Genomic DNA, 22383 nt, shown 5'->3' with positions numbered 1-22383 from the left:
GCTTTGATGAGTTTCTCGACAATTACGCTGGTCTTAGGCACGCTGCTAAGCGGCAGCCAACGCTCCTCCCTTGACGTTGTCGACGTCCGGCAGCTTGTGGCTGCCTGTGTTCTTATGGCGTCGGACCCTAGCCAATGAATCCCGGCCTGCCAAGCGGATTCTGCATGGCAGCCATCGCATTTTTACATACATTCTGAACACCGTTTTCAGTATTCGCCACCTGCCCAAGAAGCTTGCAGCCGGCATCCCGTGCCCAAGTTTCGGGCGCGTTTCACGGGCTCCACTTTCTGCCGCATTGCGCTATAGGGTTGCCAATCGAATCCGGCGCGCCCGAGGAGTCAATATGCGTCTCAGCCGATACTTCCTGCCCCTTCTCAAGGAGACGCCGAAGGAGGCGGAGATCGTTTCGCACCAGCTGATGCTGCGGGCGGGGATGATCAAGCAGCAGGCGGCGGGAAGCTATTCCTGGCTGCCGCTGGGCTTCAAGGTTCTCAACAAGGTCATCCGCATCGTCGAGGAGGAGCAGAACCGCTCCGGCGCGATCCAACTGCTGATGCCCACCGTGCAGTCGGCGGACCTGTGGCGCGAGAGCGGCCGCTACGACGCCTATGGCAAGGAGATGCTGCGGATCGAGGACCGGCACGAGCGCGAGATGCTGTTCGGGCCGACCAACGAGGAGATGATCACCGACATCTTCCGCACCTACGTGAAATCCTACAAGGACCTGCCGCTCAACCTCTACCACATCCAGTGGAAGTTCCGCGACGAGGTGCGCCCGCGCTTCGGCACGATGCGCTCGCGCGAGTTCCTGATGAAGGACGCCTATTCGTTCGACCTCGACGAGGCGGGCGCCAAGCGCGCGTTCCAGCGCATGTTCGTCGCATACCTGCGGACCTTCTACCGGATGGGACTGACGGGCATCCCGATGCGCGCCGACGCCGGGCCCATCGGTGGCGACATGAGCTACGAATTCCACGTGCTCGCCGAGACCGGGGAAAGCGGGGTGTTCCTCGACTCCGACCTGGCGAGCAAGCCCGTTCCCCCGATCGATACCGACTTCTCGGGCGACCTGTCGCCGATCTTCGACGACTGGACCTCGCTGTTCGCCGCCACCGACGAGATGACCGACGAGGCGACCTTCCGCGCCGCGGTCTCGGGCAACAAGCAACTGGCGGCGCGCGGCATCGAGGTCGGCCACATCTTCTATTTCGGCACCAAGTACTCCGAGCCGATGGGCGCCAAGGTCACCGGGCCCGACGGCAAGGACGTCGTCGTCCACATGGGCAGCTACGGCATCGGGCCGACGCGGCTGGTGCCGGCCATCATCGAGGCCAGCCACGACGAGAACGGCATCGTCTGGCCGGTCAGCGTCGCCCCGTTCGAGGCGGTGGTGATCAACCTCAAGGTGGGTGACGGCCAGAGCGACGCCGCGTCGCAGCTGCTCTACGACGAGCTGGGACGCGAGGGCATAGACGTGCTGCTCGACGATCGCGACCAGGGCGCCGGCGGCAAGTTCGCCACGGCCGATCTCATCGGCATCCCCTACCAGCTGATCGTCGGACCGCGGGGCCTCAAGGACGGGCAGGTGGAGATCAAGCACAGGAAGTCCGGCGAGCGCGAGACGCTGTCGCTCGAGGCGGCCGTCGGCCGGCTCAAGGCGCTGATCGTGCCGCAGCGGCGGGACACCGTTTGACCGTCGACGCCCCCAGCGCGACGTCCGGAACGGGGCCGTTCTCGCGCTTCGAGTTCCTCGTGGCGGGGCGCTATCTGCGGGCCCGCCGCAAGGAGCGCTTCGTCTCGGTGATCGCCGTGCTGACGCTGCTCGGGGTGATGCTCGGCGTGGCGACGCTGATCGTCGTGATGAGCGTGATGAACGGCTTCCGCACCGAACTGCTGGGCAAGATCCTCGGCATCAACGGCCACTTCGTCGTGCAGACGGTCGAGGAAGGCTTCGACGACTATCTCGATGCGGCGAACCGGCTCGAGCGGGTGGACGGCGTGCTCTATGCCGTCCCGTTCGTCGAGGGGCAGGCGCTGGCCTCGGGCGAAGCGGAATCGACTGGCGTCGCCGTCCGCGGCATCAGCGCGGCATCGATCGACAAGCTCGCGCTGCTGCGGGACGCGGCGATGCTGGGCGGCTGGGACCAGTGGGACGCCGGCCAGGGCGTGGCGATCGGCGCCCGCCTGGCCGAGCGGCTCGGGGTGTCGATCGGCGATCCGGTGACCATCGTCAATCCCAACGGCACGCTGACGCCGTTCGGCAAGACCCCGGCGATCCGATCCTACCCGGTCAATGTCATCTTCAACCTGGGCATGCCGGAGTTCGACAGCTTCTACATCTACATGCCGATGCAGCCGGCGCAGTCCTATTTCAAGCTGTTCGAGGACCGGCTGAAGCCGGGCGTCGCGATGCCCGGGGTGATGGCGACCGACGCGGAGATCGACGCCGCGTACGAGCGGGTCTACCGCGCCACCGGCGTCGAGGTGTTCGTCGCCGAGCCGGACCGCATCGCCGGCATGCGCGAGAGGCTGCAGGCGGCGCTCGACCGGCCCTTCGCCATCGCCGACTGGCAGCAGCGCAACGCCACCTTCTTTTCCGCCCTGCAGGTCGAGCGGGTGGTGATGTTCGTCATCCTCAGCCTCATCATCCTCGTCGCCGCCTTCAACATCATCGCCAGCCTCGTCATGCTGGTGAAGGACAAGGGGCCGGACATCGCGATCCTGAGGACGATGGGGGCGACAAGGGGCGCCATCCTGAGGATCTTCGCGATGACCGGCTTCGCCATCGGGCTCTCCGGCACGCTGCTCGGGCTGGTGCTCGGCCTTGCCGCCGCCGCCAATGCCGAGCCGCTGCGCGCGGCGCTGTCGAGCCTGCTCGACGTGCCGATCTTTCCGCCCGAGCTGTTCCTGCTGAACGAACTGCCGTCGCGGATCGATCCGGCGGAAGTGACGACGGTCGTGCTGCTCTCGCTCGGCCTCACCTTTCTCGCGACGCTCTATCCGGCCTGGCGCGCGGCGCGGCTCGATCCGGTCGAGGCCCTCAGCCGATGAGCAGCCCTGCCCCCGCCCCGCTGGGCGATCCCGGCCCGTTCTCGCGCTTCGAGTTCATCGTCGCGTGGCGCTATCTCAGGGCCCGCCGGCGCGACCGCTTCGTCTCGGTGATCGCCGCCCTGACGCTGACCGGCATCGCGCTCGGCGTTGCGGCACTGATCGTCGTCACCTCGGTGATGAACGGCTTCAACGCCGAGATCGTCAACAAGCTGCTCGGCCTCAACGGCCACTTCGCCGCCTACCCGATCGAGGCCCGCTTCACCGACTACGAGGCGGCGGCGTCCGACCTCGAGGCGGTCGACGGGGTGGTCGCGGCGCTGCCCTATGTCGAGGGCCAGGCGCTGGCCTCGGGGGCGCGCAGCGACTTCACCGGGGTGGTGGTGCGCGGGACCTCGGCCGCCTCGATCGACAAGCTGACGCTGCTCCGCGACGGCGCCATCCTCGGGCACTGGGACGGCTGGGACGACGGCGAAGGCGTCGCCATCGGCCGGCGGCTCGCCGAGACGCTGAAGGTGGGAATCGGCGACCCGGTCACCCTGGTCACCCCGAATGGCCGCGAGACGCAGAGCGGGCGCAGCCCGCAGCAGCGGTCCTACCCGGTCAAGGTGATCTTCGACCTCGGCATGACCGAGTTCGATGCGCTCTACCTGTTCATGCCGCTGCGACCGGCGCAGACCTACTTCAACATGTTCGAGCGCGTGCTGAAGCCGGGTGTCGCGCCTCCGGATTTCGACGCCCCGGACGAGGAGAAGGAGGCCGCCTACGATCGCGTCTACCGCGTTTCGGCGGTCGAGGTATTCATCGACGATCCGAACGCGATTTCGCGGATGCGCAACAGGATCGGGCTCGAGGTCGAGCGGCCACTGGTGCTGTCCGACTGGCAGCAGCAGCACCAGAGCTTCTTCGAAGCGCTGCAGACGCAGGGCACGGTGATGTTCGTGATCCTGTCGATGATCGTCCTGGTGGCAGCGTTCAACATCATTTCGAGCCTGATCATGCTGGTCAAGGACAAGGGCACCGACATCGCGGTGCTGCGCACCATGGGCGCCACCCGCGGCGCGATCATGCGCATCTTCGGCATAGCCGGCGTCGCCATCGGCGTCGGTGGCACGCTGACGGGACTGGCCCTGGGCCTCGTCATCGCCGCCAATGCCGAGGCGATCCGGGCGTTCCTGTCGAGCCTGCTCGGCTTCACCATCTTTCCGCCGGAAGTCTTCTTCCTCTCGTCGCTGCCCAGTCGCACCAACCCCTCCGAGGTGGCACTGATCGTCGGCGTCGCCATGGGGCTGAGCTTCCTCGCGACGATCTATCCGGCCTGGCGCGCCGCCCAATACGACCCTGTCGAGGCCCTCCGCTATGAGTGACGTCCACCTCCGCCTGAGCCAGGTGCACCGCCACTACGGAAGCGGCCCCCAGCTGGTGCGAGTGCTCGAGGCGGCGGACCTTGCGGTTCGCGGCGGCGAGATGGTCGCCATCGTCGCGCCGTCGGGCGCGGGCAAATCGACGCTGCTGCATGTCTCGGGGCTGCTCGAACGGCCGCAGGCGGGCGAAGTCGAGATCACCGGCACGGCGACGAGCCGGCTCAGCGAGCGCGGTCGGACGCTGCTGCGCCGCAACACGATCGGCTACGTGTACCAGTTCCATCACCTGCTGCCCGAGTTCTCGGCGCTGGAGAATGTCGCGCTGCCGCAACTGATCGCGGGCCGCGGCAAGCCGGAAGCGGAACGCAGGGCAATGGACCTGCTGGAAATACTCGGCGTCGCCCCACGCGCCCAGCATCGTCCGGCGGAGCTTTCGGGCGGCGAGCAGCAGCGCGTCGCCATTGCCCGTGCGGCGGCCAACCACCCGCGGATCATCCTGGCCGACGAACCTACCGGCAATCTCGACCCCGCTACCAGCGACGTGGTGTTCGAGGCGCTGATGGCGCTGATCCGCGAGGAAGGCGCCGCGGCGCTGATCGCGACGCACAACCACGACCTTGCCCGGCGTGCCAGCCGCATCGTGACGCTGAGGGACGGGCTGATCGAACCGCTGGAGCTGTAGCGCGTGCCCGCACCGGGGCGACGCCAGCCTCGGTTCAGCGCCAGTATTCCTGCAGGAACGGGTTGCTCAGGCCCCAGAGCAGGAGTGCGGTGACGACGGCGGCGAGCAGCGTGGTGACCAGGAACTTGGGCCACAAGCGAAAGAGACCGGCCGGAGCGCCGCGCTCGGTGCCCTGCTGCCACTCGCCCGCGTCGACCTGGTTGCGGACGCGGAACGGCAGCACCACGAACAGGCAGAGCCACCAGACGATGAAGTAGATCGCGATATAGGTGCCGACTTGCATGTTCTGGCTCAGATCCGGTGGACGAACACCGTTACGTTGGGTTTGCGGCCCCAGTAAGCCGCCACTTCGCCGCGGATGGCCCGCTGAAGCGCGGTATTGACTAGTTCGGGATCGCTGCGCCGCTTGGGCGGGATGGACTTGAGCGTGCCAGTGATCGCGCGCCGCACCACATCACGGAGCGAGTCGTCGTCATCCTCGACGTCGGGCAGCCCTTCCATGGTCATCTCGGGCCCGGCCACGACCTGACCGCCAGAGTTGACGCACAGGCTGACCACGACGTGCCCGCCGAAACTCAACCGCCGCCGGCCCTTGACGCCACTTTCCTCGGGCGTGCAGAGGATGTTGCCGTCGAGGTAGAGCTCGCCGGTCCGCACCTCGCCGGGGAACAGCGTCGGCTCGGGGAACAGCCGGACCATGTCGCCATTGCGGGCATGGACGACGGTTTCGATGCCGTGCTGGCGGCCGAGCGTCGCGTGCGCTTCGAGGTGGGCCGCCTCGCCGTGCACCGGCACCAGCACCGCGGGCCTGACCAGGTCGTAGAGGCGCTTCAGCTCCTCGCGCCGAGGGTGCCCGGTGGTGTGGACCAGCGCGTTGGCCTGCGTCACGACCTCGACGCCGCGATCGATCAGCATGTTCTGGATGTCGATCACCTCGCGCTCATTGCCGGGGATGGCCCAGGACGAGAAGATCACCCGGTCGCCGGCATTGAGGGCGATCTCGGGATGCTCCTCGCGGGCGATGCGGGCGATGGCGGCGCGCGCCTCGCCCTGGCTGCCGGTGCAGAGCAGCACGACCTTCGAGCGCGGCAGTTCCTTGTAGGCATCCTGATCGAGGAAGGGCTCGATGCCCTCCATCAGGCCGAGCTCGCGGGCAATGCCGGAGATGCGATGCATCGCCCTGCCCGACATCACCACGCGGCGGCCGGCCTTGTGGGCCGCGCGGGCGACGGAAATGACGCGGCCGACATTGGAGGCGAAGGTGGTGATGGCCACCCGGTGCGATGCCTCGGCGATCAGTGCCTCGAGCGTTGCGGCCACCTCGTCCTCGCTGGGGCTGCTGCCATCCTTGAGGGCATTGGTCGAATCGCAGATCAGCGCCACGGGTCCGGAGGTGTCCGAGCCGATCGCGGCGAAGCGATCGATATCGGTCGGCGGGCTGCCGACCGGATGCGGATCGAGCTTCCAGTCGCCGGTGTGCACGACGCGACCGGCCGGCGTGGTGATGAGCAGCGCACAGCTCTCGGGGATCGAGTGGGCGACGTTGATCGCCTCGATAGTGAACGGGCCCAGGGTGAAGGGCTTGCCGACCCACATCTGCCTGAGCACCACATCCTCGACGATGCCCTCGCTGGCACGCTTGGCACTCAGCATGGCCATGGTGAAGGCGGTGGCATAGACCGGACGATCGAAAGCCGGCCACAGATCGAGCACGGCACCATAGTGATCCTCGTGGCTGTGGGTCAGCACCAGACCGAGGATGTCGTCGGCGTTCTCCTCGAGGAAGGCCGGATCGGGGAGCACCAGTTCGACGCCGGGCGTATTGGGGCCGCCGAAGGTCACCCCGCAATCGACGACAATCCACTTGCGGGCATGAGGGGGGCCAAAGCCATAGGCCGCCATGTTCATGCCGATCTCGCCCACCCCGCCCAGCGGAACGAACACCAGTTCGTCGGGTCTCGCCTTGGCCATCTCTACTTCCTCAGACTTGCGGTCGTGCCAAAGTGCACGTCTCCGGCGGTGATGACGACCCGCCGGTCATCGGGGGCGCGAAGGATCAGGCGCCCGCTGCTGTCTATGGTCTCGAACACGCCCCGGACCACCTCGCCATCCTGGGTCACCGCGATGTCGCCGCCGATACCGGCGGCGGCCTCGCGCCAACGGGCGAGGATGGCCTCCACGCCGCCGGCCCGGGTCCAGGTCGCGAAGGCGTCGACCCAGGCGTCCGACAGGGCAGCGAACACCTGCTCGGCGCTGGCATCGACACCCAGCATGGCGAGGCTGGTCGCCGGATAGGGCAGCCCCGAGGGGGCCGAGACGATGTTGACCCCGATACCGACGACAACGAAGCTGCCCCCCGACGGATGCCTGTGGGCCTCGAGCAGGATGCCCGCGACCTTGGCGCCATCGGCGAGCACGTCGTTCGGCCACTTGAGCGCGATGTGCGGCCCATTGGCGGACCGGCCCGTCACCACCTGCGAAAGGGCCGCGGCAAGGGCCACTCCGGCGACGAATCCAAGGGTAGCGGCGTGTTCGGCCGAACCGTCGAGCACGATGAGCAGGCTCGCCGCGAGGTTGCCGTGCACCGTCTCCCACGGCCGGCCGCGACGACCGCGCCCCGCCGTCTGCTGCAACGCGCAGAACCAGACGTCGCCGACATCGCCGGCCGCTCCCGCCCGCGAGGCCTCGGTGCTGGTGGAACCGACGCTATCGAACCCGACGAGCCGATAGCCGCGTGCAACGGCCCGCTCGCCCAGCCAGAACCCTGGCACTAGAACAGGCTCTCCGCCGCACTGCGGGCTGCTGCCGTCAACGGCGAGCCCACGGTAACGAAATAGGTGACGACGAGGAAGCCGATGCCGGCCATCACGACGCCCAGCTCGGCCGGCACGCGGGCGAACTCCGCCGTCGGCTCGTCGAAGTACATCACCTTGACGATCCGCAGGTAGTAGAAGGCACTCACGGCGCTCGCCAGCACGCCCAGGACGGCGAGGACGAACAGGTTCTGCTCGATGGCGGCGAGGAACACCTGCCACTTGGCGAAGAAGCCGGCGAGCGGAGGCAGGCCGATCAGCGAGAACATCAGGATGGCGATGGTCGCGGCGACGAAGGGCCGCTTCTGGGCGAGACCGCCCAGTTCGGTGACGGTCTCGATCGGGGTACCGTCGGCGGTCCTCAGCGACAGCACGCAGGCGAAGATGCCGACCGTCATCGCGACGTAGATCGCCATGTAGATGGCGACACCCTCGACCCCGACGGCCGTGCCGGAGGACAGGCCGACCAGCGCGAAGCCGACATGGCCGATGGACGAATAGGCCAGCAGGCGCTTCAGATTGTTCTGGCCGATGGCCGCGAAGGCGGCGAGCCCCATCGAGGCGATGGAGAGGAAGATGACGATCTGCTGCCAGTCATTGGTGAGTGAGCCGAAGCTGACCGTGGTGACGCGGATGAAGAGCGCCATGGCGGCGACCTTGGGTGCCGCAGCGAAGAAGGCGGTGACCGGCGTCGGCGCACCCTCGTAGACGTCCGGCGTCCACATGTGGAACGGCACGGCCGAGATCTTGAAGGCGATGCCGGCGAGCAGGAAGACCATGCCGAAGATCAGGCCGATCGAGCGGGTATCGAGGGCGATGGCGGCGACGATCTGATCGAGCTGGGTGGTACCGGTGAAGCCATAGACCAGCGAGGCGCCGTAGAGCAGCATGCCCGAGCTCAGCGCGCCGAGCACGAAGTACTTGAGACCGGCCTCGGTGGCGCGCTTGTCGTCCCGCTTCATGGCGGCGACGACGTAGAGCGCCAGGCTCTGCAGTTCGAGGCCGACGTAGAGGGTCATCAGGTCGTTGGACGAAACCATGACCATCATGCCGAGCGTCGCGAGCAGGATGAGCACCGAGTACTCGAACTTGTCGATGCCATGCTCGCGGCTCACATTGAGCGAGATCAGCACGGTGAGCGCCGCACCGCCGAGCACCAGCGCCTTCATGTAGCGGGCGAAGCCATCGACGATGAAGACGCCGTTGAACAGCACGCCATCGGCGGGCTGGATCAGCAGCACCGCGAGCGCGGCAACAAGCAGGACGATGGCCGCGGAGGCGATGACGCCGGACCGGCCGTTCTTCCAGAACAGGGCGACCAGCAGCAGCGCCAGCGTGCCGACAGCGAGCAGCAGTTCCGGATAGGCGGGGGCGAGCGCAGCGAAGCTCGAAACGTCGGACGTCATGCCCGTCTCCTAGTGCGCCGCCGCGACGGCCGCAGGCGCGGCGTCGATGGCGTTGGCGAAGTTTTCCGCGACGAGCCCCACCGATGCGGCGGTCGCATCGAGGATCGGCGCGGGATAGAAGCCGAAGAGGATGGTAAGGATCACCAGCGGCACCAGCACGGCGATCTCGCGCCGGTCGAGGTCGAGAATGCCCTCGAGCGACTCCCGGGTCAGCGCCCCGAAAATCACGCGGCGGTAGAGCCACAGGGCGTAGCCGGCCGACAGGATGACGCCGAAGGCGGCGAAAAACGCCACCCAGGTGTTGACCTGGAAGACCGCGAACATGGTGAGGAACTCACCGACGAAGCCCGAGGTGCCTGGCAGGCCGACATTGGCCATGGTGAAGACCATGAAGGCGAAGGCGTAGCGCGGCATGCGCTCGACCAGCCCGCCATAGGCCGAGACCTCGCGGGTGTGCATGCGGTCGTAGACGACGCCGACGCAGAGGAACAGCGCGGCCGAGACGATGCCGTGCGAGATCATCTGGAAGATGGCGCCGTGGATGCCCTGGATGTTGCCCGAAAAGATGCCCATGGTGACGAAGCCCATATGGGCGACGGACGAATAGGCGATCAGCTTCTTGATGTCGGTCTGCACGAGAGCGACGAGCGAGGTGATGATGATCGCCGCGATCGACAGCACGAACACGAAGTTCGCGAACTGGTGCGAGGCATCGGGGAACATCGAGATCGAGAAGCGGATGAACCCGTAGCCGCCGAGCTTGAGCAGGATCGCCGCCAGGATCACCGAGCCGCCGGTCGGCGCCTCGACGTGCGCCTCCGGCAACCAGCGGTGGAACGGCCACATCGGCATCTTCACGGCGAAGGAGGCGAAGAAGCCGATCCACAGCCAGGTCTGCACCTCGGGCGGGAACCTGAAGGCGAGCAGCGCGCGGATATCGAGGGTGCCGGCCTGCCAGTACATGTACATGATGGCCAGCAGCATCAGCACGGTGCCGGTGAAGCTGTAGAAGAAGAACTTGTAGGTCGCCTGGATGCGCCGCGCCCCGCCCCAGATGCCGATGATCAGGAACATCGGGATCAGCGTGCCCTCGAAGAACACGTAGAAGACGGCGAGATCGAGCGTCGCGAAGGCGCCGATCATGAAGGTTTCGAGGATGAGGAACACGATCATGTATTCCCTCACCCGCCTGGTGATCGATCCCCAGCTGGTGAGCACGACGGCCGGCATCAGCACCGCGGTCAGCGGGATGAACAGCACCGAGATGCCGTCGACGCCCATGCGGTAGCCGATCGACTCGCCGATCCACGGGTAGTTCTCGACGAACTGGAACCCGCTGTTCGCCGGATCAAAGAGTGCCCACAGGTAGAGGCTGAGGACAGCGGTGACGAGCGTCACGGCCAGCGCGATCCAGCGCGCGAGGTTGTCGGTCCCCTCCCCCTTGCCGCCGACGAGCAGCAGCACCAGCGCGCCAATCGTGGGCAGGACGGTGATGATCGTCAGAAGATGGTCACTGAAGAACATCAGAGCAGTCCCCCGGCGGCGATGGCCCAGGTGAGCAGCGCCGCGATACCGATGAGCATGGCGAAGGCGTAGTGGTAGAGATAGCCGGACTGCAGCTTCACCACGCGGGCCGTGACGTCCTTGACGCGATGGCCAAGGCCCTCGGTGATGGTCTTGTCGACCAGCCAGTCATCGAAGCCCTTCCACAGCGCCCGGCCGATCCACAGCGCCGGCCTGACGAAGATGAGATCGTAGAGCTCGTCGAAGTACCACTTGTTGAGCAGGAACCGGTAGAGCCCCGGATTGGTCGCGGCGATGCGGGCCGGCATGGCGGTGTCGTAGAGGTACATGTACCAGGCGGCACCGAAGCCGAGCAGCATGGCGATCGTCGCCGAGGACTTCACCCAGTAAGGCACGGCGTGGGCGGCCTCGAGCAGCTCGTGCGGAACCACAACCGAGCCCTGGAAGAAGTGCTCGATGTGCTCGGCATGGCCGAAGAACAGCTCGTTGAAGACGAGGCCGGCCAGCACGGCGCCAACCGCCAGGATGGCCAGCGGCACCAGCATGACGCGCGGGCTTTCGTGCGCATTGTCGAAGGCGCTGCCGTGGTGGCCGTGATCGTCGTGCGCGTGATGGCCGTGCCCGGCATGGGCCTCGCGCGGCTTGCCGTGGAAGGTGAGGTGGATCAGGCGCCAGGAGTAGAAGCTGGTGAACATCGCGGCGACGACCAGCATCCAGAACACGATGTAGCCGGTCGACTCGCCGGCCGCGTAGGCGACCTCGATGATGCCGTCCTTGCTGAAGAAGCCGGCAAAGCCGAGCGGCGTGCCAGGAATGCCGACGCCGGTCAGCGCAAGCGTGCCGATGATCATCATCCAGTAGGTGAAGGGGATCTTCGCTTTGAGCCCGCCCATGTTCCGCATGTCCTGCTCGTGGTGCATGGCGTGGATCACCGAGCCGGCGCCGAGGAACAGCAGCGCCTTGAAGAAGGCGTGGGTGAACAGGTGGAAGATGCCGACCGAGAACATACCGGCGCCGAGCGCCACGAACATGTAGCCGAGCTGCGAACAGGTCGAATAGGCGATGACGCGCTTGATGTCGTTCTGCACGAGGCCGACGGTGGCGGCGAAGAACGCCGTCATCGCGCCGACCAGCATCACCACCATCATGGTGAACCCGCTCGCTTCGAACATCGGGGAGAACCGCGCGACCATGAACACGCCGGCGGTCACCATGGTGGCGGCGTGGATCAGGGCGGAGACCGGCGTCGGGCCCTCCATGGCGTCGGGCAGCCAAGTGTGCAGCAGGAACTGCGCCGACTTGCCCATGGCGCCCATGAAGAGCAGCAGGGTGACCACGGTCATCGCATGCACGTCCCAGCCGAGGAAGCGCATGGTGGCTTCCGCGTGCTCGGGCACGGCGTGGAAGGCGCCGTCGAAGTCGAGGTGGCCGAGCACCATGAAGGCCGCGAAGATGCCGAGCGCGAAGCCGAAATCGCCGACGCGGTTGACGACGAAGGCCTTCATCGCCGCAGCATTGGCCGAAGGCCGCGTGTACCAGAAGCCGATCAGGAGGTAGGAGGCGAGGCCGACACCCTCCCAGCCGAAGAACATCTGCAGGAAGTTGTCCGCCGTCACCAGCATCAGCATGGCGAAGGTGAAGAGCGACAGGTAGGCGAAGAAGCGGGAGCGGTGCGGATCGTCGGCCATGTAGCCGATGGAGTAGACGTGGACGAGGCTCGAGACGGTGTTGACCACCACCAGCATGATGGCGGTGAGCGTATCGACGCGCAGCACCCAATCGAGCTGCAGCGCGCCCGAGTGAATCCAGCTCAGGACCACGACCTTGGTCGCCTCGGCGTGGCCGGCGCCTTCGGCGGCCTCGGGGGCGAACCAGTAGCCGGCGAAGACGATCCAGCTCAGCACCGCCGAGGCGATCAGCAGGCCGGTGGTGATGTACTCGCTGGTGCGATGCCCGATGATGCGACCGAGCAGGCCGGCGATCAGGGCCCCGACGAGCGGGAAGAAGACAATGGCCTGGATCACGGCTCAGCCCTTCAGCGAGTTGACGTCTTCCACGGCGATGGAGCCGCGGTTGCGATAGAAGATGACGAGGATAGCGAGGCCGATGGCCGCCTCGGCGGCGGCGACCGTGAGGATCAGCAGGGCGAACACCTGGCCGGCGAGATCGCCCAACTGCGCGGAGAAGGCGACGAAGTTGATGTTCACCGACAGCAGGATCAGTTCCACCGACATCAGGATGACGATGATGTTCTTGCGGTTGAGGAAGATGCCGAACACGCCCAGCGTGAACAGTATCGCCCCGACAGTGAGGTAGTGCCCCAGCCCGATTCCAGCCTCTGCCAGCATTTAGAGCCCCTGCCCCGATTTGACCTTGACCAGTTCGGTCGCCTGCGCGCGCGTCCGGTTGGACTGGCGGTAGATGTCCTGTCGCTTGACGCCGCTCTTGTGGCGCAGCGTCAGCACGATGGCGCCGATCATGGCGACCAGCAGGACTGCCCCGGCGCCCTGGAACAGGAACACGTACCGGGTGTAGAGCAGCTGACCGAGCGCCCTGGTATTGTCGACGCCTGCCTCGATCGGCACGACGGCCTGCGACGTCACCTCGGGGGACAGCACGTAGCTGCCACCGACGAGCAACAGCTCGACGAGCAGGATGATGCCGACGACCACCCCGATCGGTGCGTATTGCAGCATGCCCTGCTTGAGCGAGGCGAAATCGACATCGAGCATCATGGTGACGAACAGGAACAGTACCGCCACGGCGCCGACGTAGACGACGATCAGGATCAGCGCGAGGAACTCCGCTCCCGCCAGCATGAACAGCCCCGAGGCGTTCACGAAGGTCAGGATGAGGAACAGCACCGAATGCACGGGGTTGCGCGACGCGATCACCATCAGCGCCGAGGCGACGGCGATGGTCGAAAACACGTAGAAGAAGAACAGCGGCAGGGTCATGTTGAGCACTCGGAACTCGCGCCCGCTCTCCCCTGGGGGGAGAGGGTCGGGGTGAAGGGGCCCTGCAGCAGGCTCTCGGCAAAGGGGAAGGCCCCCTCACCCGGCGCTGCGCGCCGACCTCTCCCCCGGGGGAGAGGTGATCCGTGCATGTGGCTGTTCATCGTGGACATCTCTGCTCTCACCGATACGGCGCGTCGGCGGCGATGTTGGCCGCGATCTCGCGCTCCCAGCGGTCGCCGTTGGCGAGGAGCTTTTCCTTGTTGAAGTAGAGCTCCTCTCGGGTTTCGGTGGCGAATTCGAAGTTCGGGCCCTCGACGATGGCGTCGACCGGGCAGGCCTCCTGGCAGAAGCCGCAATAGATGCACTTCACCATGTCGATGTCGTAGCGCACGGTGCGGCGGGTGCCGTCGTTCTGGCGCGGACCGGCCTCGATGGTGATGGCCTGGGCCGGGCAGATCGCCTCGCACAGCTTGCAGGCGATGCAGCGCTCTTCGCCATTGGGATAGCGGCGCAGCGCGTGCTCGCCGCGGAAGCGGGGCGAGTACGGGATCTTCTCGAACGGGTAGTTGATGGTCTTCTTGGGCGCAAAGAAGTAGCGCATCGACAGGAAGAAGGCGCCGACGAACTCGCGCAGCAGCAGACCGTTGAGGAACTGGACGAACTTCATCAGACGGCCCCCCCGTGCCAGCCCCAGCCGGTGAACTGGAGGATCGCCGCGACGGCGATGACCATCACCAGCGAGATCGGCAGGAACACCTTCCAGCCGATGCGCATCAGCTGGTCGTAGCGGTAGCGCGGCACGAACGCCTTCACCATGGCGAACATGAAGAACACCAGGCAGAGCTTGAGCACGAACCAGATCGAGCCGGGAACCCAGTTGAGCAGCGGCGTGTCGATCGGCGACGCCCAGCCTCCGAGAAAGAGGATGGTGGTCATGGCGCACATCAGCTGGATGGCGATGTACTCGCCCAGCATGAACAGCAGGTAGGGCGTCGAGGAGTACTCGACCATGAAGCCGGCGACGAGTTCGGACTCGGCCTCCGGCAGGTCGAAGGGCGGCCGGTTCGTCTCGGCCAGCGCCGAGATGAAGAAGATCACGAACATCGGGAACAGCGGCAGCCAGAACCAGTTGAGGAAGCTGAGCCACGGCACGCCCAGCAGGTGGGCGAGCCCCATCTGCTGCTGGGCAACGACGATGTCGGTGAGGTTCAGCGACCCCACCACCAGCAGCACGGTGATGATGACGAAGCCGATCGAGACCTCGTAGCTCACCATCTGCGCCGCCGAGCGCAAGGCGCCGAGGAAGGCATATTTGCTGTTCGACGACCAGCCGGCCATGATGATGCCGTAGACGCCGAGGGACGAGATGGCGAAGATGTAGAGGACGCCGACATTGATGTTGGCGAGCGCCCAGCCGGCATCGACGGGGATCACCACCCAGGCGCTGAGCGCGAGAACCGAGGTGACCAGCGGCGCGATCAGGAACACCGCCTTGTCGGCGCTGGCCGGGATGACCGGCTCCTTGAACACGAACTTCAGGAGGTCGGCAAAGCTCTGCAAGAGGCCGAACGGGCCAACCACGTTGGGGCCGCGCCGCACCTGGACCGCCGCCCAGATCTTGCGATCGGCGAGCAGGATGTAGGCGGTGAAGATCAGCAGCGCGACGAGGAACAGCAGGCCCTTGTAGACGAAGCCGACCTGGTCGCCCCACCCGAAGATCGGGATGCCCAGCAGGTAATCCAGCGCTGAAACGATGAAATCCATACCCCGGGTCCTTACTCAGCGGCCTGCTTGAGGCCGGCCGCCAGTGCGGCGCATTCGCCCATCGTCGCGGAGGCCCGCGCGATCGGATTGGTGAGGTAGAAATCGGCGACCGGCGAGGTGAAGGTCGCGGCAGTCGACTTGACGGCAGCACCCGCGAGCTTGCGGATATCGGCGACGGAGCCCTGGGCGATCTGATCGAGCCGCGCGAGGTGCGGATACTCGGCGTAAAGGGCAGCGCGCAGCCCGGTCAGCGAGTTGAACGGCAGCGGCTTGCCGAGGACGGCCGAGAGGGCGCGGAAGATCGCCCAGTCTTCCTTGGCGTCGCCGGGCGGGAACACGGCACGCTCGGCGAGCTGCACGCGACCCTCGGTGTTGACATAGGTGCCCGACTTCTCGGTGTAGGCGGCAGAGGGCAGGATCACGTCGGCACGGTGCGCGCCGGCATCGCCGTGCGTGCCGACATAGACGACGAAGGCCTTGCCCGTCGCCTGCATGTCGTATTCGTCGGCGCCGAGCAGGAACAGCACGTCGAGTTCGCCCTTGCCGGCAAGGCCGATCTGGTCGGCCGAGCAAACGCCGCCCTCATGCGGCACGAAGCCGATGTCGAGCCCGCCGACGCGGCCGGCGGCGTTGTGCAGCAGCGCGAAGCCGTTCCAGTCCTCGGCAGCTCCCGAGCCGGTGGCGAGCTTACTGGCCATGGCGATGACGTCGCGGCCGATCTGCTTGGAATGGGCGGCGCCGTGCGACACAGCCCCCTCACCCACGATGATCAGCGGCCGCACGGCCTTGGCGAGGATCTCGCCGAAGCTGCCCTTGCGGGCGACCAGATCGACGAGGGCCGAGAGGCTGTTGCCGAGATACTCGTAGGTGTAGGTGAGGTCGGCCTGATCGCCGATCACCGCGATCGGCGTGCCCCTGGCGCGCCAGGCCTTGCGGATGCGGGCATTGAGCACCGCCGCTTCCTTGCGCGGATTGGCGCCGATGATGAGGATGGCATCGGCCTCCTCGATCCCGGCGATGGTGGGGTTGAAGATGTAGGCCGAGCGCGGCATCGAGGGATCGATCCCCGACATCGCCGGACGGCAATCGGTCATGCCGGAGCCCAGCGAGGTCATCAGCGCCTTGAGCGCGTACATGTCCTCGACCGCAGCGAGATCGCCGGCGATGGCGCCGACCTTGTTGCCGCCGCCCGAGGCCTTGATCGCCCTGGCGATGGCGGCGAAGGCCTCGTCCCAGCTGGCCGGCTTCAGCTTGCCGTTGTGGCGGACATAGGGGCGATCAAGGCGCTGGCTTTTGAGACCATCCCAGACGAAGCGGGTCTTGTCGGAAATCCACTCCTCGTTGATCGCCTCGTTGACGCGCGGCAGGATGCGCATCACTTCGCGGCCGCGGCTGTCGACGCGGATGTTGGAGCCGACGGCATCCATCACGTCGATAGACTCGGTCTTAACCAGTTCCCATGGACGGGCGTGGAAGGCGTAAGGCCTGGAGGTCAATGCGCCGACCGGGCAGAGGTCGATGACATTGCCCTGCAGTTCGCTGGACAGCGCGCGCTCGAGATAGGAGGTGATCTCGGCATCCTCGCCGCGGCCGGTGAGGCCCATCTCGGAGATACCGGCGACTTCGGTGGTGAAGCGGACGCAGCGCGTGCAGTGGATGCAGCGGTTCATCGAGGTCTTGACGAGCGGGCCAAGATACTTGTCCTCGACGGCACGCTTGTTCTCGGCGTAGCGGTTCTTGTCGACGCCGTAGGCCATGGCCTGGTCCTGCAGGTCGCACTCGCCGCCCTGGTCGCAGATCGGGCAATCCAGCGGGTGGTTGATGAGCAGGAACTCCATCACCCCCTCGCGGGCCTTCTTGACCATCGGGGTGTTGGTGAACATCTCCGGCGGCTCGCCGTTCGGGCCGGGACGGAGGTCCTTGACGCTCATGGCGCAGGAGGCCTGCGGCTTGGGCGGCCCGCCCTTCACTTCGACGAGGCACATCCGGCAATTGCCGGCGACCGACAGGCGCTCATGGTAGCAGAAGCGCGGAATTTCGGCGCCGGCAGCCTCGGCCGCCTGCATCAGCGTGTAGTAGTCCGGGACCTCGACGAGCTGGCCGTCGACTTTGATACTTGCCATCAGTGTGCATCCACCAGATCGAGACGGCGCTCGATGCGTTCTACCCGGTCCTCAAGGCGATCGATCCGACGCTGGACGACGCTGAGGCCCCCTTCAACCGCAGTCAGACGCACTTTCACATCGTGCAGGTCATCGATCACACGGTCCATCTTGGCATCCAGGCGCCGGAGCAATGCGAGCACGACGTTATCGGGTTCTTCCGACATCCCTTACTCCGCCGCGATCGACGGCACGGCGCCGTCGCTGGTCGAACTGTAGGTGTAGGCGTCGATGCGCGCCTCGATGACGGGGCGGAAATTGCGGATCAGGCCCTGGATCGGCCAGGCGGCGGCGTCGCCCAGGGCGCAGATGGTGTGGCCTTCGATCTGCTTTGTCACCTCGAACAGCATGTCGATCTCGCGCTTCTGGGCGCGGCCTTCGACCATGCGTTCCATGACGCGCATCATCCAGCCGGTGCCCTCGCGGCAGGGCGTGCACTGGCCGCAGCTCTCGTGCTTGTAGAAGGCAGAGAGGCGCCAGATCGCCTTGATGATGTCGGTGGACTTGTCCATGACGATGACGGCGGCTGTACCGAGCGAGGAGCCGACTTCGCGCAGACCGTCGAAATCCATGATGGCGTGGCGGATCTTCTCGCCCGGGACGCAGGGGACCGAGGCGCCGCCGGGGATCACCGCCAGGAGGTTGTCCCAGCCGCCGCGGATACCGCCGCAGTGCTTCTCGATGATCTCCTCGAAGGTGACGCCCATCGCCTCCTCGAAGGTCGCCGGCTTGTTGACGTGGCCGGAGACACACATCAGCTTGGTGCCGGTATTGTTGGCGCGACCGATGCCGGCAAACCAGGCGCCGCCGCGGCGCAGGATCTCCGGAACGACGGCGATCGACTCGACGTTGTTGACCGTGGTCGGGTTGCCGTAGACGCCCATCGCGGCCGGGAACGGCGGCTTCAGGCGCGGCTGGCCCTTCTTGCCCTCGAGCGACTCCATCAGCGCGGTTTCCTCGCCGCAGATATAGGCGCCGGCGCCGTGGTGGACGACGATGTCGAAGTCCCAGCCGTGGATGTTGTTCTTGCCGATCAGCCTGGCATCGTAGGCCTGCTGCACGGCCGCCTCGAAGTGGTGGCGCTCGCGGATGAACTCGCCGCGGATGTAGACATAGGCGATGTGCGCGCCCATGGCGCGCCCGGCGAGGAGGCACCCCTCGACCAGGTGGTGCGGATCGTGGCGCAGGATCTCGCGATCCTTGCAGGTGCCCGGCTCGGACTCGTCGGCATTGACGAGGAGTTGGCTGGGGCGGCCGTCGCCGGCGCCCTCCTTGGGCATGAAGGTCCACTTGAGGGCCGTGGGGAAACCGGCGCCGCCGCGGCCGCGCAGGCCCGAGCCCTTGACCTCGTTGACGATCCAGTCGCGGCCGCGCTCGATGAAGGTCGCCGTGTCCTGCCAGGCGCCGCGCGCCCGCGCCCCTTCGAGGCCCCAGTCGCCCTGGCCGTACAGATTGGTGAAGATGCGATCCTGATCTGCGAGCATGGCTATTTCACCGGTTCTTCGATGATTTCGAGGCGGCGCTCGATGCGCGCGAGACGATGATCCATGGTTCCGAACATCCGGTAGAGATTGGCAACGTCGGTGTTGGTCGCGTTGTGGCTGATGGTCAGCGCTCGCGTCTGTTCAGCGAGGGCATCGATCCGCATTTCCACCGCACTCAGCCGGTCTTCGATAATGCCCAGCCGGCCCTGGATGGCCTTCAGCACTTCGTAGATCAGTTCGTTGGTCACCTCAGCCATCAGCGCGGGTCCTTGCCGAAGCGTCTGATGTACTCGGCGACGCCGCCTGTGGCGAGCGCATCGGCCTGCTCCAGCCACTTGTCGCGGGTGACACGGCCCTTGAAGCCGAGTTCGCCCTCGACGGCCGCGATCTGTTCGGGGGTGAGCCGGGCGACCTGCGCCCATGTGGTGATGCCGAGGGCGTTCATGTTGCGCTCGAGCACCGGACCGACGCCGGAGATCAGCTTCAGATCGTCGGCAGCATCGGCGGGCGCCTCGAACAGCTTGCGCACCGGCTTCTTGCCGGGGGCGACCCCGCCGTCGATCTTGCCGGCCGGAGATTCGGCGCCGGTGGCGGTCTCCCGCATGGCCTTGCTCGGCGTGCCGTCAGCGCCGGCCGATGCACTGGCCTGCGTGCGCTCGGCTTCTGCGGCAGCCGTGGAGGCTTTCGGGGCGCCGGCGGGGCCCCTGAGGGCCGGGGCCGATTCTTCCGATCCGGTCCGCTTGCGGCCCGGCTGGGTGGGCGGATCCTGGCTGGAACGACCGGCCGGAAGGGGCGGCGCGGATGCCGGGGCCGCGGCCGGAGCGGCGGGAGCCGGAGCCGGAGCCGCAGCCGCCGGAGGCGGGAACGGCTTGTAGGTGCGCCTGGCGGTCGGGGCGTCGAGCAAGGTGGTACGACCGCCCTCCGCCGCCGAGTACTGCCGCGCGATCTGTGGTCCCGGCGTGACTTCATTGCCCTTGCCGGCCTCGAACTTGTCGAGCAGGGCCTCGAAGCTCTCGACCGTCAGGTCCTCGTAGGTGTCGTTGCCGATCATCACCATCGGTGCGTTGACGCAGGCACCGGCGCACTCGACCTCTTCCCAGCTGAGCGTGCCCTGGGGATTGGTCTCGAGCGGCGCGTGGTTGATGCGCCGCTCGCAGACGTGGCGAATGTCTTCGGCGCCGCGCAGCATGCACGGCGTGGTGCCGCAGACCTGGACATGCGCCAGCCGACCGACCGGCTTCAGCAGGAACTGGGTGTAGAAGGTCGCGACCTCGAGCACACGGATATAGGGCATCGAGAGCATGGTGGCGACGTACTCGATCGCGGCGCGGGTCACCCAGCCGACCTGCTCCTGCGCCCGCCACAGCAACGGGATCACGGCGGACTGCTGCCGTCCGGCAGGATATTCGGCGATCTTCCTTCTCGCCCAGGCGAGATTCTCGTCCGAGAAGGCAAAGCCTTCGGGCTGAACGGACGCATCAGCGAGGCGACGGACAGACATCAGCGATCGACCTCACCGAAGACGATATCGAGCGAGCCGAGGATGGCCGAAACGTCGGCCAGCATGTGCCCGCGACACAGGAAATCCATCGCCGAAAGATGCGCGAAGCCGGGCGCCTTGATCTTGCAGCGGTAGGGCTTGTTGGTGCCGTCCGAGACGAGATAGACCCCGAACTCGCCCTTCGGAGCCTCAACGGCGGCGTAGACTTCGCCGGCGGGAACCTTGAAGCCCTCCGTGTAGAGCTTGAAGTGATGGATCAGGGCCTCCATCGACTGCTTCATCTCGCCACGGCGCGGCGGCACCACCTTGCCGTCCGTCGACGACACGGGGCCCTGCCCTTCGGGCGAACCGAGCAGGTCGACGCACTGCTTCATGATGCGGACAGACTGGCGCATCTCGTCCATGCGGACGAGGTAGCGATCGTAACAGTCGCCGTTCTTGCCGATGGGAATGTCGAACTCGAGGCGATCGTAACACTCGTAGGGCTGTGCCTTGCGCAGGTCCCATGCGGCGCCGGAGCCGCGCACCATGACGCCCGAGAACCCCCACTTCCAGGCATCCTCGAGCGAGACGACGCCGATATCGGCGTTGCGCTGCATGTAGATGCGGTTGCCGGTCATCAGCCCCTCGAGATCGTCGAGGACCTTGAGGAACGGATCGCAGAAGGCCCCGATATCGTCGATCAGGGCCTGCGGCAGGTCCTGATGCACGCCGCCCGGCCGGAAATAGGCCGCATGCATGCGGCTGCCCGAGGCGCGCTCATAGAAGATCATCAGCTTCTCGCGCTCGTCGAAGCCCCAGAGAGGCGGCGTCAGCGCGCCGACGTCGAGCGCCTGGGTCGTGCAGTTGAGGATGTGGCTGAGCAGCCGGCCGATCTCGGCGAAGAGCACGCGGATCAGCTGGCCGCGGAACGGCACCGTGATGCCGAGCAGCTTTTCCACCGCGAGGCAGAACGCATGCTCCTGGTTCATCGGCGCGACGTAGTCGAGCCGGTCGAAATACGGCACGGCCTGCAGGTAGGTCTTGGTCTCGATCAGCTTTTCGGTGCCGCGGTGCAGCAGGCCGATATGCGGATCGACGCGCTCGACGACTTCGCCGTCGAGTTCGAGAACAAGGCGCAGCACGCCGTGCGCCGCCGGGTGCTGCGGACCGAAGTTGATGGTGAAGTTGCGGACGTCGGCCTCGGCGCTCATACAATGACCCCGGGGGTGGCATCGCGAATGGTGAATCGTGAATGGTGAATGGTGCACAACGCCATCATCGCCGATCCTCCTTCAGGTCCAGCTTTCTGATCAGCCCGACGAGCATCTTCCCGATGCGCTGGCATCGAGCCATCAGCCGCTCGACGGGCTCGCCGCTGGCCAGTCCGACGCGGCCTGCAAGCAGGACCAGCGTCTCGACCTCCTTGAGCGACCCCTGCGATATCCGGAGGAACTGGATGAACGAGCGTGTCTGCTGGCGACCGAAACCCTCCGCGATATTCGCCGCCACCGACACGGACGCGCGGCGCATCTGTGACGTCATGCCGAACATCTCCTCTCTCGGAAAGGACCCAGTCAACTCGTAGACGTCAGCGGCCAAATTCATCGACTCATTCCAAACATCGAGGTCGCGGTAGTCAGTGATCGGCTTTTGAGAGTCACCATTCACAATTCACCACTCACGACTTCTTCTCATC

At 66.3% G+C, this 22383-nt stretch carries 21 protein-coding genes; 4 read left to right on the top strand and 17 right to left on the bottom strand.

The features are described 5' to 3' along the window. Nucleotides 1-343 precede the first annotated feature (343 nt). Genes proS through ACE3TU_RS03190 form a run of 4 tightly spaced genes read left to right on the top strand, consistent with a single transcriptional unit; the run spans nucleotide 344 to nucleotide 5094 of the window. Nucleotides 344-1693, top strand: coding sequence for a proline--tRNA ligase (gene proS / locus ACE3TU_RS03205; protein ID WP_374620158.1), 1350 nt, complete (start codon nucleotides 344-346; stop codon nucleotides 1691-1693). Next, nucleotides 1690-3051, top strand: a complete 1362-nt coding sequence (locus tag ACE3TU_RS03200; protein ID WP_374620156.1) for an FtsX-like permease family protein — start codon at nucleotides 1690-1692, stop codon at nucleotides 3049-3051. Before proS ends, ACE3TU_RS03200 begins: the two co-directional genes overlap by 4 nt. Further along, a complete protein-coding gene (locus ACE3TU_RS03195) occupies nucleotides 3048-4415 on the top strand; it encodes an ABC transporter permease (RefSeq protein WP_374620153.1) in 1368 nt (455 codons plus the stop codon). Before ACE3TU_RS03200 ends, ACE3TU_RS03195 begins: the two co-directional genes overlap by 4 nt. After that, nucleotides 4408-5094: an ABC transporter ATP-binding protein gene (locus ACE3TU_RS03190; protein WP_374620150.1), complete on the top strand. Its 687-nt coding sequence runs from the start codon at nucleotides 4408-4410 to the stop codon at nucleotides 5092-5094. The genes ACE3TU_RS03195 and ACE3TU_RS03190 overlap by 8 nt, the downstream gene beginning before the upstream one ends. 34 nt (nucleotides 5095-5128) lie before the next feature. On the opposite strand, the gene ACE3TU_RS03185 is transcribed toward ACE3TU_RS03190, so the two are convergent. From ACE3TU_RS03185 to ACE3TU_RS03105, 17 genes are all read right to left on the bottom strand, one after another. Then, nucleotides 5129-5377 carry a DUF1467 family protein gene (locus ACE3TU_RS03185; protein WP_374620148.1) on the bottom strand — a complete coding sequence of 83 codons (249 nt, stop codon included), beginning with the start codon at nucleotides 5375-5377 and terminating at the stop codon, nucleotides 5129-5131. A gap of 8 nt (nucleotides 5378-5385) precedes the next feature. Continuing rightward, nucleotides 5386-7065, bottom strand: a complete 1680-nt coding sequence (locus ACE3TU_RS03180; protein ID WP_374620145.1) for a ribonuclease J — start codon at nucleotides 7063-7065, stop codon at nucleotides 5386-5388. A gap of 2 nt (nucleotides 7066-7067) precedes the next feature. Further along, a complete protein-coding gene (locus tag ACE3TU_RS03175; protein ID WP_374620142.1) occupies nucleotides 7068-7865 on the bottom strand; it encodes a biotin--[acetyl-CoA-carboxylase] ligase in 798 nt (265 codons plus the stop codon). Further along, nucleotides 7865-9313 (bottom strand): NADH-quinone oxidoreductase subunit NuoN, encoded by a 1449-nt coding sequence (gene nuoN, locus ACE3TU_RS03170; RefSeq protein ID WP_374620139.1) that lies wholly within the window; start codon nucleotides 9311-9313, stop codon nucleotides 7865-7867. Before nuoN ends, ACE3TU_RS03175 begins: the two co-directional genes overlap by 1 nt. 9 nt (nucleotides 9314-9322) lie before the next feature. After that, entirely contained in the window at nucleotides 9323-10837 is a 1515-nt protein-coding gene (locus tag ACE3TU_RS03165) for an NADH-quinone oxidoreductase subunit M (RefSeq protein WP_374620136.1), read from the bottom strand. Then, complete coding sequence (nuoL, locus tag ACE3TU_RS03160) at nucleotides 10837-12861, bottom strand: NADH-quinone oxidoreductase subunit L (RefSeq protein WP_374620134.1); 2025 nt, start codon at nucleotides 12859-12861, stop codon at nucleotides 10837-10839. The genes ACE3TU_RS03165 and nuoL overlap by 1 nt, the downstream gene beginning before the upstream one ends. A gap of 3 nt (nucleotides 12862-12864) precedes the next feature. Beyond that, nucleotides 12865-13185 carry an NADH-quinone oxidoreductase subunit NuoK gene (nuoK, locus tag ACE3TU_RS03155; protein ID WP_374620131.1) on the bottom strand — a complete coding sequence of 107 codons (321 nt, stop codon included), beginning with the start codon at nucleotides 13183-13185 and terminating at the stop codon, nucleotides 12865-12867. Then, the gene (locus ACE3TU_RS03150; RefSeq protein WP_374620190.1) at nucleotides 13186-13794 is read right to left on the bottom strand and encodes an NADH-quinone oxidoreductase subunit J; all 609 of its coding nucleotides are present in this window, start codon (nucleotides 13792-13794) and stop codon (nucleotides 13186-13188) included. It abuts the gene before it with no gap. A gap of 178 nt (nucleotides 13795-13972) precedes the next feature. After that, nucleotides 13973-14461, bottom strand: coding sequence for an NADH-quinone oxidoreductase subunit NuoI (gene nuoI, locus ACE3TU_RS03145; protein WP_374620129.1), 489 nt, complete (start codon nucleotides 14459-14461; stop codon nucleotides 13973-13975). Beyond that, entirely contained in the window at nucleotides 14461-15558 is a 1098-nt protein-coding gene (gene nuoH, locus ACE3TU_RS03140) for an NADH-quinone oxidoreductase subunit NuoH (protein ID WP_374620126.1), read from the bottom strand. The genes nuoI and nuoH overlap by 1 nt, the downstream gene beginning before the upstream one ends. Before the next feature lie 11 nt (nucleotides 15559-15569). After that, entirely contained in the window at nucleotides 15570-17681 is a 2112-nt protein-coding gene (nuoG, locus tag ACE3TU_RS03135; RefSeq protein WP_374620123.1) for an NADH-quinone oxidoreductase subunit NuoG, read from the bottom strand. Beyond that, entirely contained in the window at nucleotides 17681-17887 is a 207-nt protein-coding gene (locus tag ACE3TU_RS03130; protein WP_374620120.1) for a hypothetical protein, read from the bottom strand. Before ACE3TU_RS03130 ends, nuoG begins: the two co-directional genes overlap by 1 nt. Nucleotides 17888-17890: 3 nt before the next feature. After that, complete coding sequence (gene nuoF, locus ACE3TU_RS03125; RefSeq protein WP_374620117.1) at nucleotides 17891-19204, bottom strand: NADH-quinone oxidoreductase subunit NuoF; 1314 nt, start codon at nucleotides 19202-19204, stop codon at nucleotides 17891-17893. Between the two features lie 2 nt (nucleotides 19205-19206). Continuing rightward, entirely contained in the window at nucleotides 19207-19461 is a 255-nt protein-coding gene (locus ACE3TU_RS03120; protein WP_374620114.1) for a hypothetical protein, read from the bottom strand. After that, nucleotides 19461-20705, bottom strand: a complete 1245-nt coding sequence (nuoE, locus tag ACE3TU_RS03115) for an NADH-quinone oxidoreductase subunit NuoE (protein ID WP_374620111.1) — start codon at nucleotides 20703-20705, stop codon at nucleotides 19461-19463. The genes ACE3TU_RS03120 and nuoE overlap by 1 nt, the downstream gene beginning before the upstream one ends. Further along, nucleotides 20705-21898, bottom strand: coding sequence for an NADH-quinone oxidoreductase subunit D (locus tag ACE3TU_RS03110; protein WP_374620108.1), 1194 nt, complete (start codon nucleotides 21896-21898; stop codon nucleotides 20705-20707). The genes nuoE and ACE3TU_RS03110 overlap by 1 nt, the downstream gene beginning before the upstream one ends. A gap of 64 nt (nucleotides 21899-21962) precedes the next feature. Beyond that, the gene (locus tag ACE3TU_RS03105) at nucleotides 21963-22292 is read right to left on the bottom strand and encodes a four helix bundle protein (protein WP_374620105.1); all 330 of its coding nucleotides are present in this window, start codon (nucleotides 22290-22292) and stop codon (nucleotides 21963-21965) included. Between the last annotated feature and the right edge of the window lie 91 nt (nucleotides 22293-22383).

Origin of the sequence: Devosia sp. (assembly GCF_041917035.1) — a bacterium.
In the GTDB taxonomy this organism is placed as follows: Bacteria; Pseudomonadota; Alphaproteobacteria; order Rhizobiales; family Devosiaceae; genus Devosia_A.
Note: the sequence above shows the minus strand (reverse complement) of the source record. Positions and strands in the feature narration are given on the sequence as shown.

What these genes read in the sequence shown, in the direction of transcription:
- proS (WP_374620158.1), top strand. Translation starts at nt 344, where the DNA reads ATGCGTCTCAGCCGATACTTCCTGCCCCTTCTCAAGGAGACGCCGAAG.
- ACE3TU_RS03195 (WP_374620153.1), top strand. Translation starts at nt 3,048, where the DNA reads ATGAGCAGCCCTGCCCCCGCCCCGCTGGGCGATCCCGGCCCGTTCTCG.
- ACE3TU_RS03190 (WP_374620150.1), top strand. Translation starts at nt 4,408, where the DNA reads ATGAGTGACGTCCACCTCCGCCTGAGCCAGGTGCACCGCCACTACGGA.
- ACE3TU_RS03185 (WP_374620148.1), bottom strand. Translation starts at nt 5,377, where the DNA reads ATGCAAGTCGGCACCTATATCGCGATCTACTTCATCGTCTGGTGGCTC.
- ACE3TU_RS03180 (WP_374620145.1), bottom strand. Translation starts at nt 7,065, where the DNA reads ATGGCCAAGGCGAGACCCGACGAACTGGTGTTCGTTCCGCTGGGCGGG.
- nuoN (WP_374620139.1), bottom strand. Translation starts at nt 9,313, where the DNA reads ATGACGTCCGACGTTTCGAGCTTCGCTGCGCTCGCCCCCGCCTATCCG.
- ACE3TU_RS03165 (WP_374620136.1), bottom strand. Translation starts at nt 10,837, where the DNA reads ATGTTCTTCAGTGACCATCTTCTGACGATCATCACCGTCCTGCCCACG.
- nuoK (WP_374620131.1), bottom strand. Translation starts at nt 13,185, where the DNA reads ATGCTGGCAGAGGCTGGAATCGGGCTGGGGCACTACCTCACTGTCGGG.
- ACE3TU_RS03150 (WP_374620190.1), bottom strand. Translation starts at nt 13,794, where the DNA reads ATGACCCTGCCGCTGTTCTTCTTCTACGTGTTTTCGACCATCGCCGTC.
- nuoI (WP_374620129.1), bottom strand. Translation starts at nt 14,461, where the DNA reads ATGAAGTTCGTCCAGTTCCTCAACGGTCTGCTGCTGCGCGAGTTCGTC.
- nuoH (WP_374620126.1), bottom strand. Translation starts at nt 15,558, where the DNA reads ATGGATTTCATCGTTTCAGCGCTGGATTACCTGCTGGGCATCCCGATC.
- nuoG (WP_374620123.1), bottom strand. Translation starts at nt 17,681, where the DNA reads ATGGCAAGTATCAAAGTCGACGGCCAGCTCGTCGAGGTCCCGGACTAC.
- ACE3TU_RS03130 (WP_374620120.1), bottom strand. Translation starts at nt 17,887, where the DNA reads ATGTCGGAAGAACCCGATAACGTCGTGCTCGCATTGCTCCGGCGCCTG.
- nuoF (WP_374620117.1), bottom strand. Translation starts at nt 19,204, where the DNA reads ATGCTCGCAGATCAGGATCGCATCTTCACCAATCTGTACGGCCAGGGC.
- ACE3TU_RS03120 (WP_374620114.1), bottom strand. Translation starts at nt 19,461, where the DNA reads ATGGCTGAGGTGACCAACGAACTGATCTACGAAGTGCTGAAGGCCATC.
- nuoE (WP_374620111.1), bottom strand. Translation starts at nt 20,705, where the DNA reads ATGTCTGTCCGTCGCCTCGCTGATGCGTCCGTTCAGCCCGAAGGCTTT.
- ACE3TU_RS03110 (WP_374620108.1), bottom strand. Translation starts at nt 21,898, where the DNA reads ATGAGCGCCGAGGCCGACGTCCGCAACTTCACCATCAACTTCGGTCCG.
- ACE3TU_RS03105 (WP_374620105.1), bottom strand. Translation starts at nt 22,292, where the DNA reads ATGAATTTGGCCGCTGACGTCTACGAGTTGACTGGGTCCTTTCCGAGA.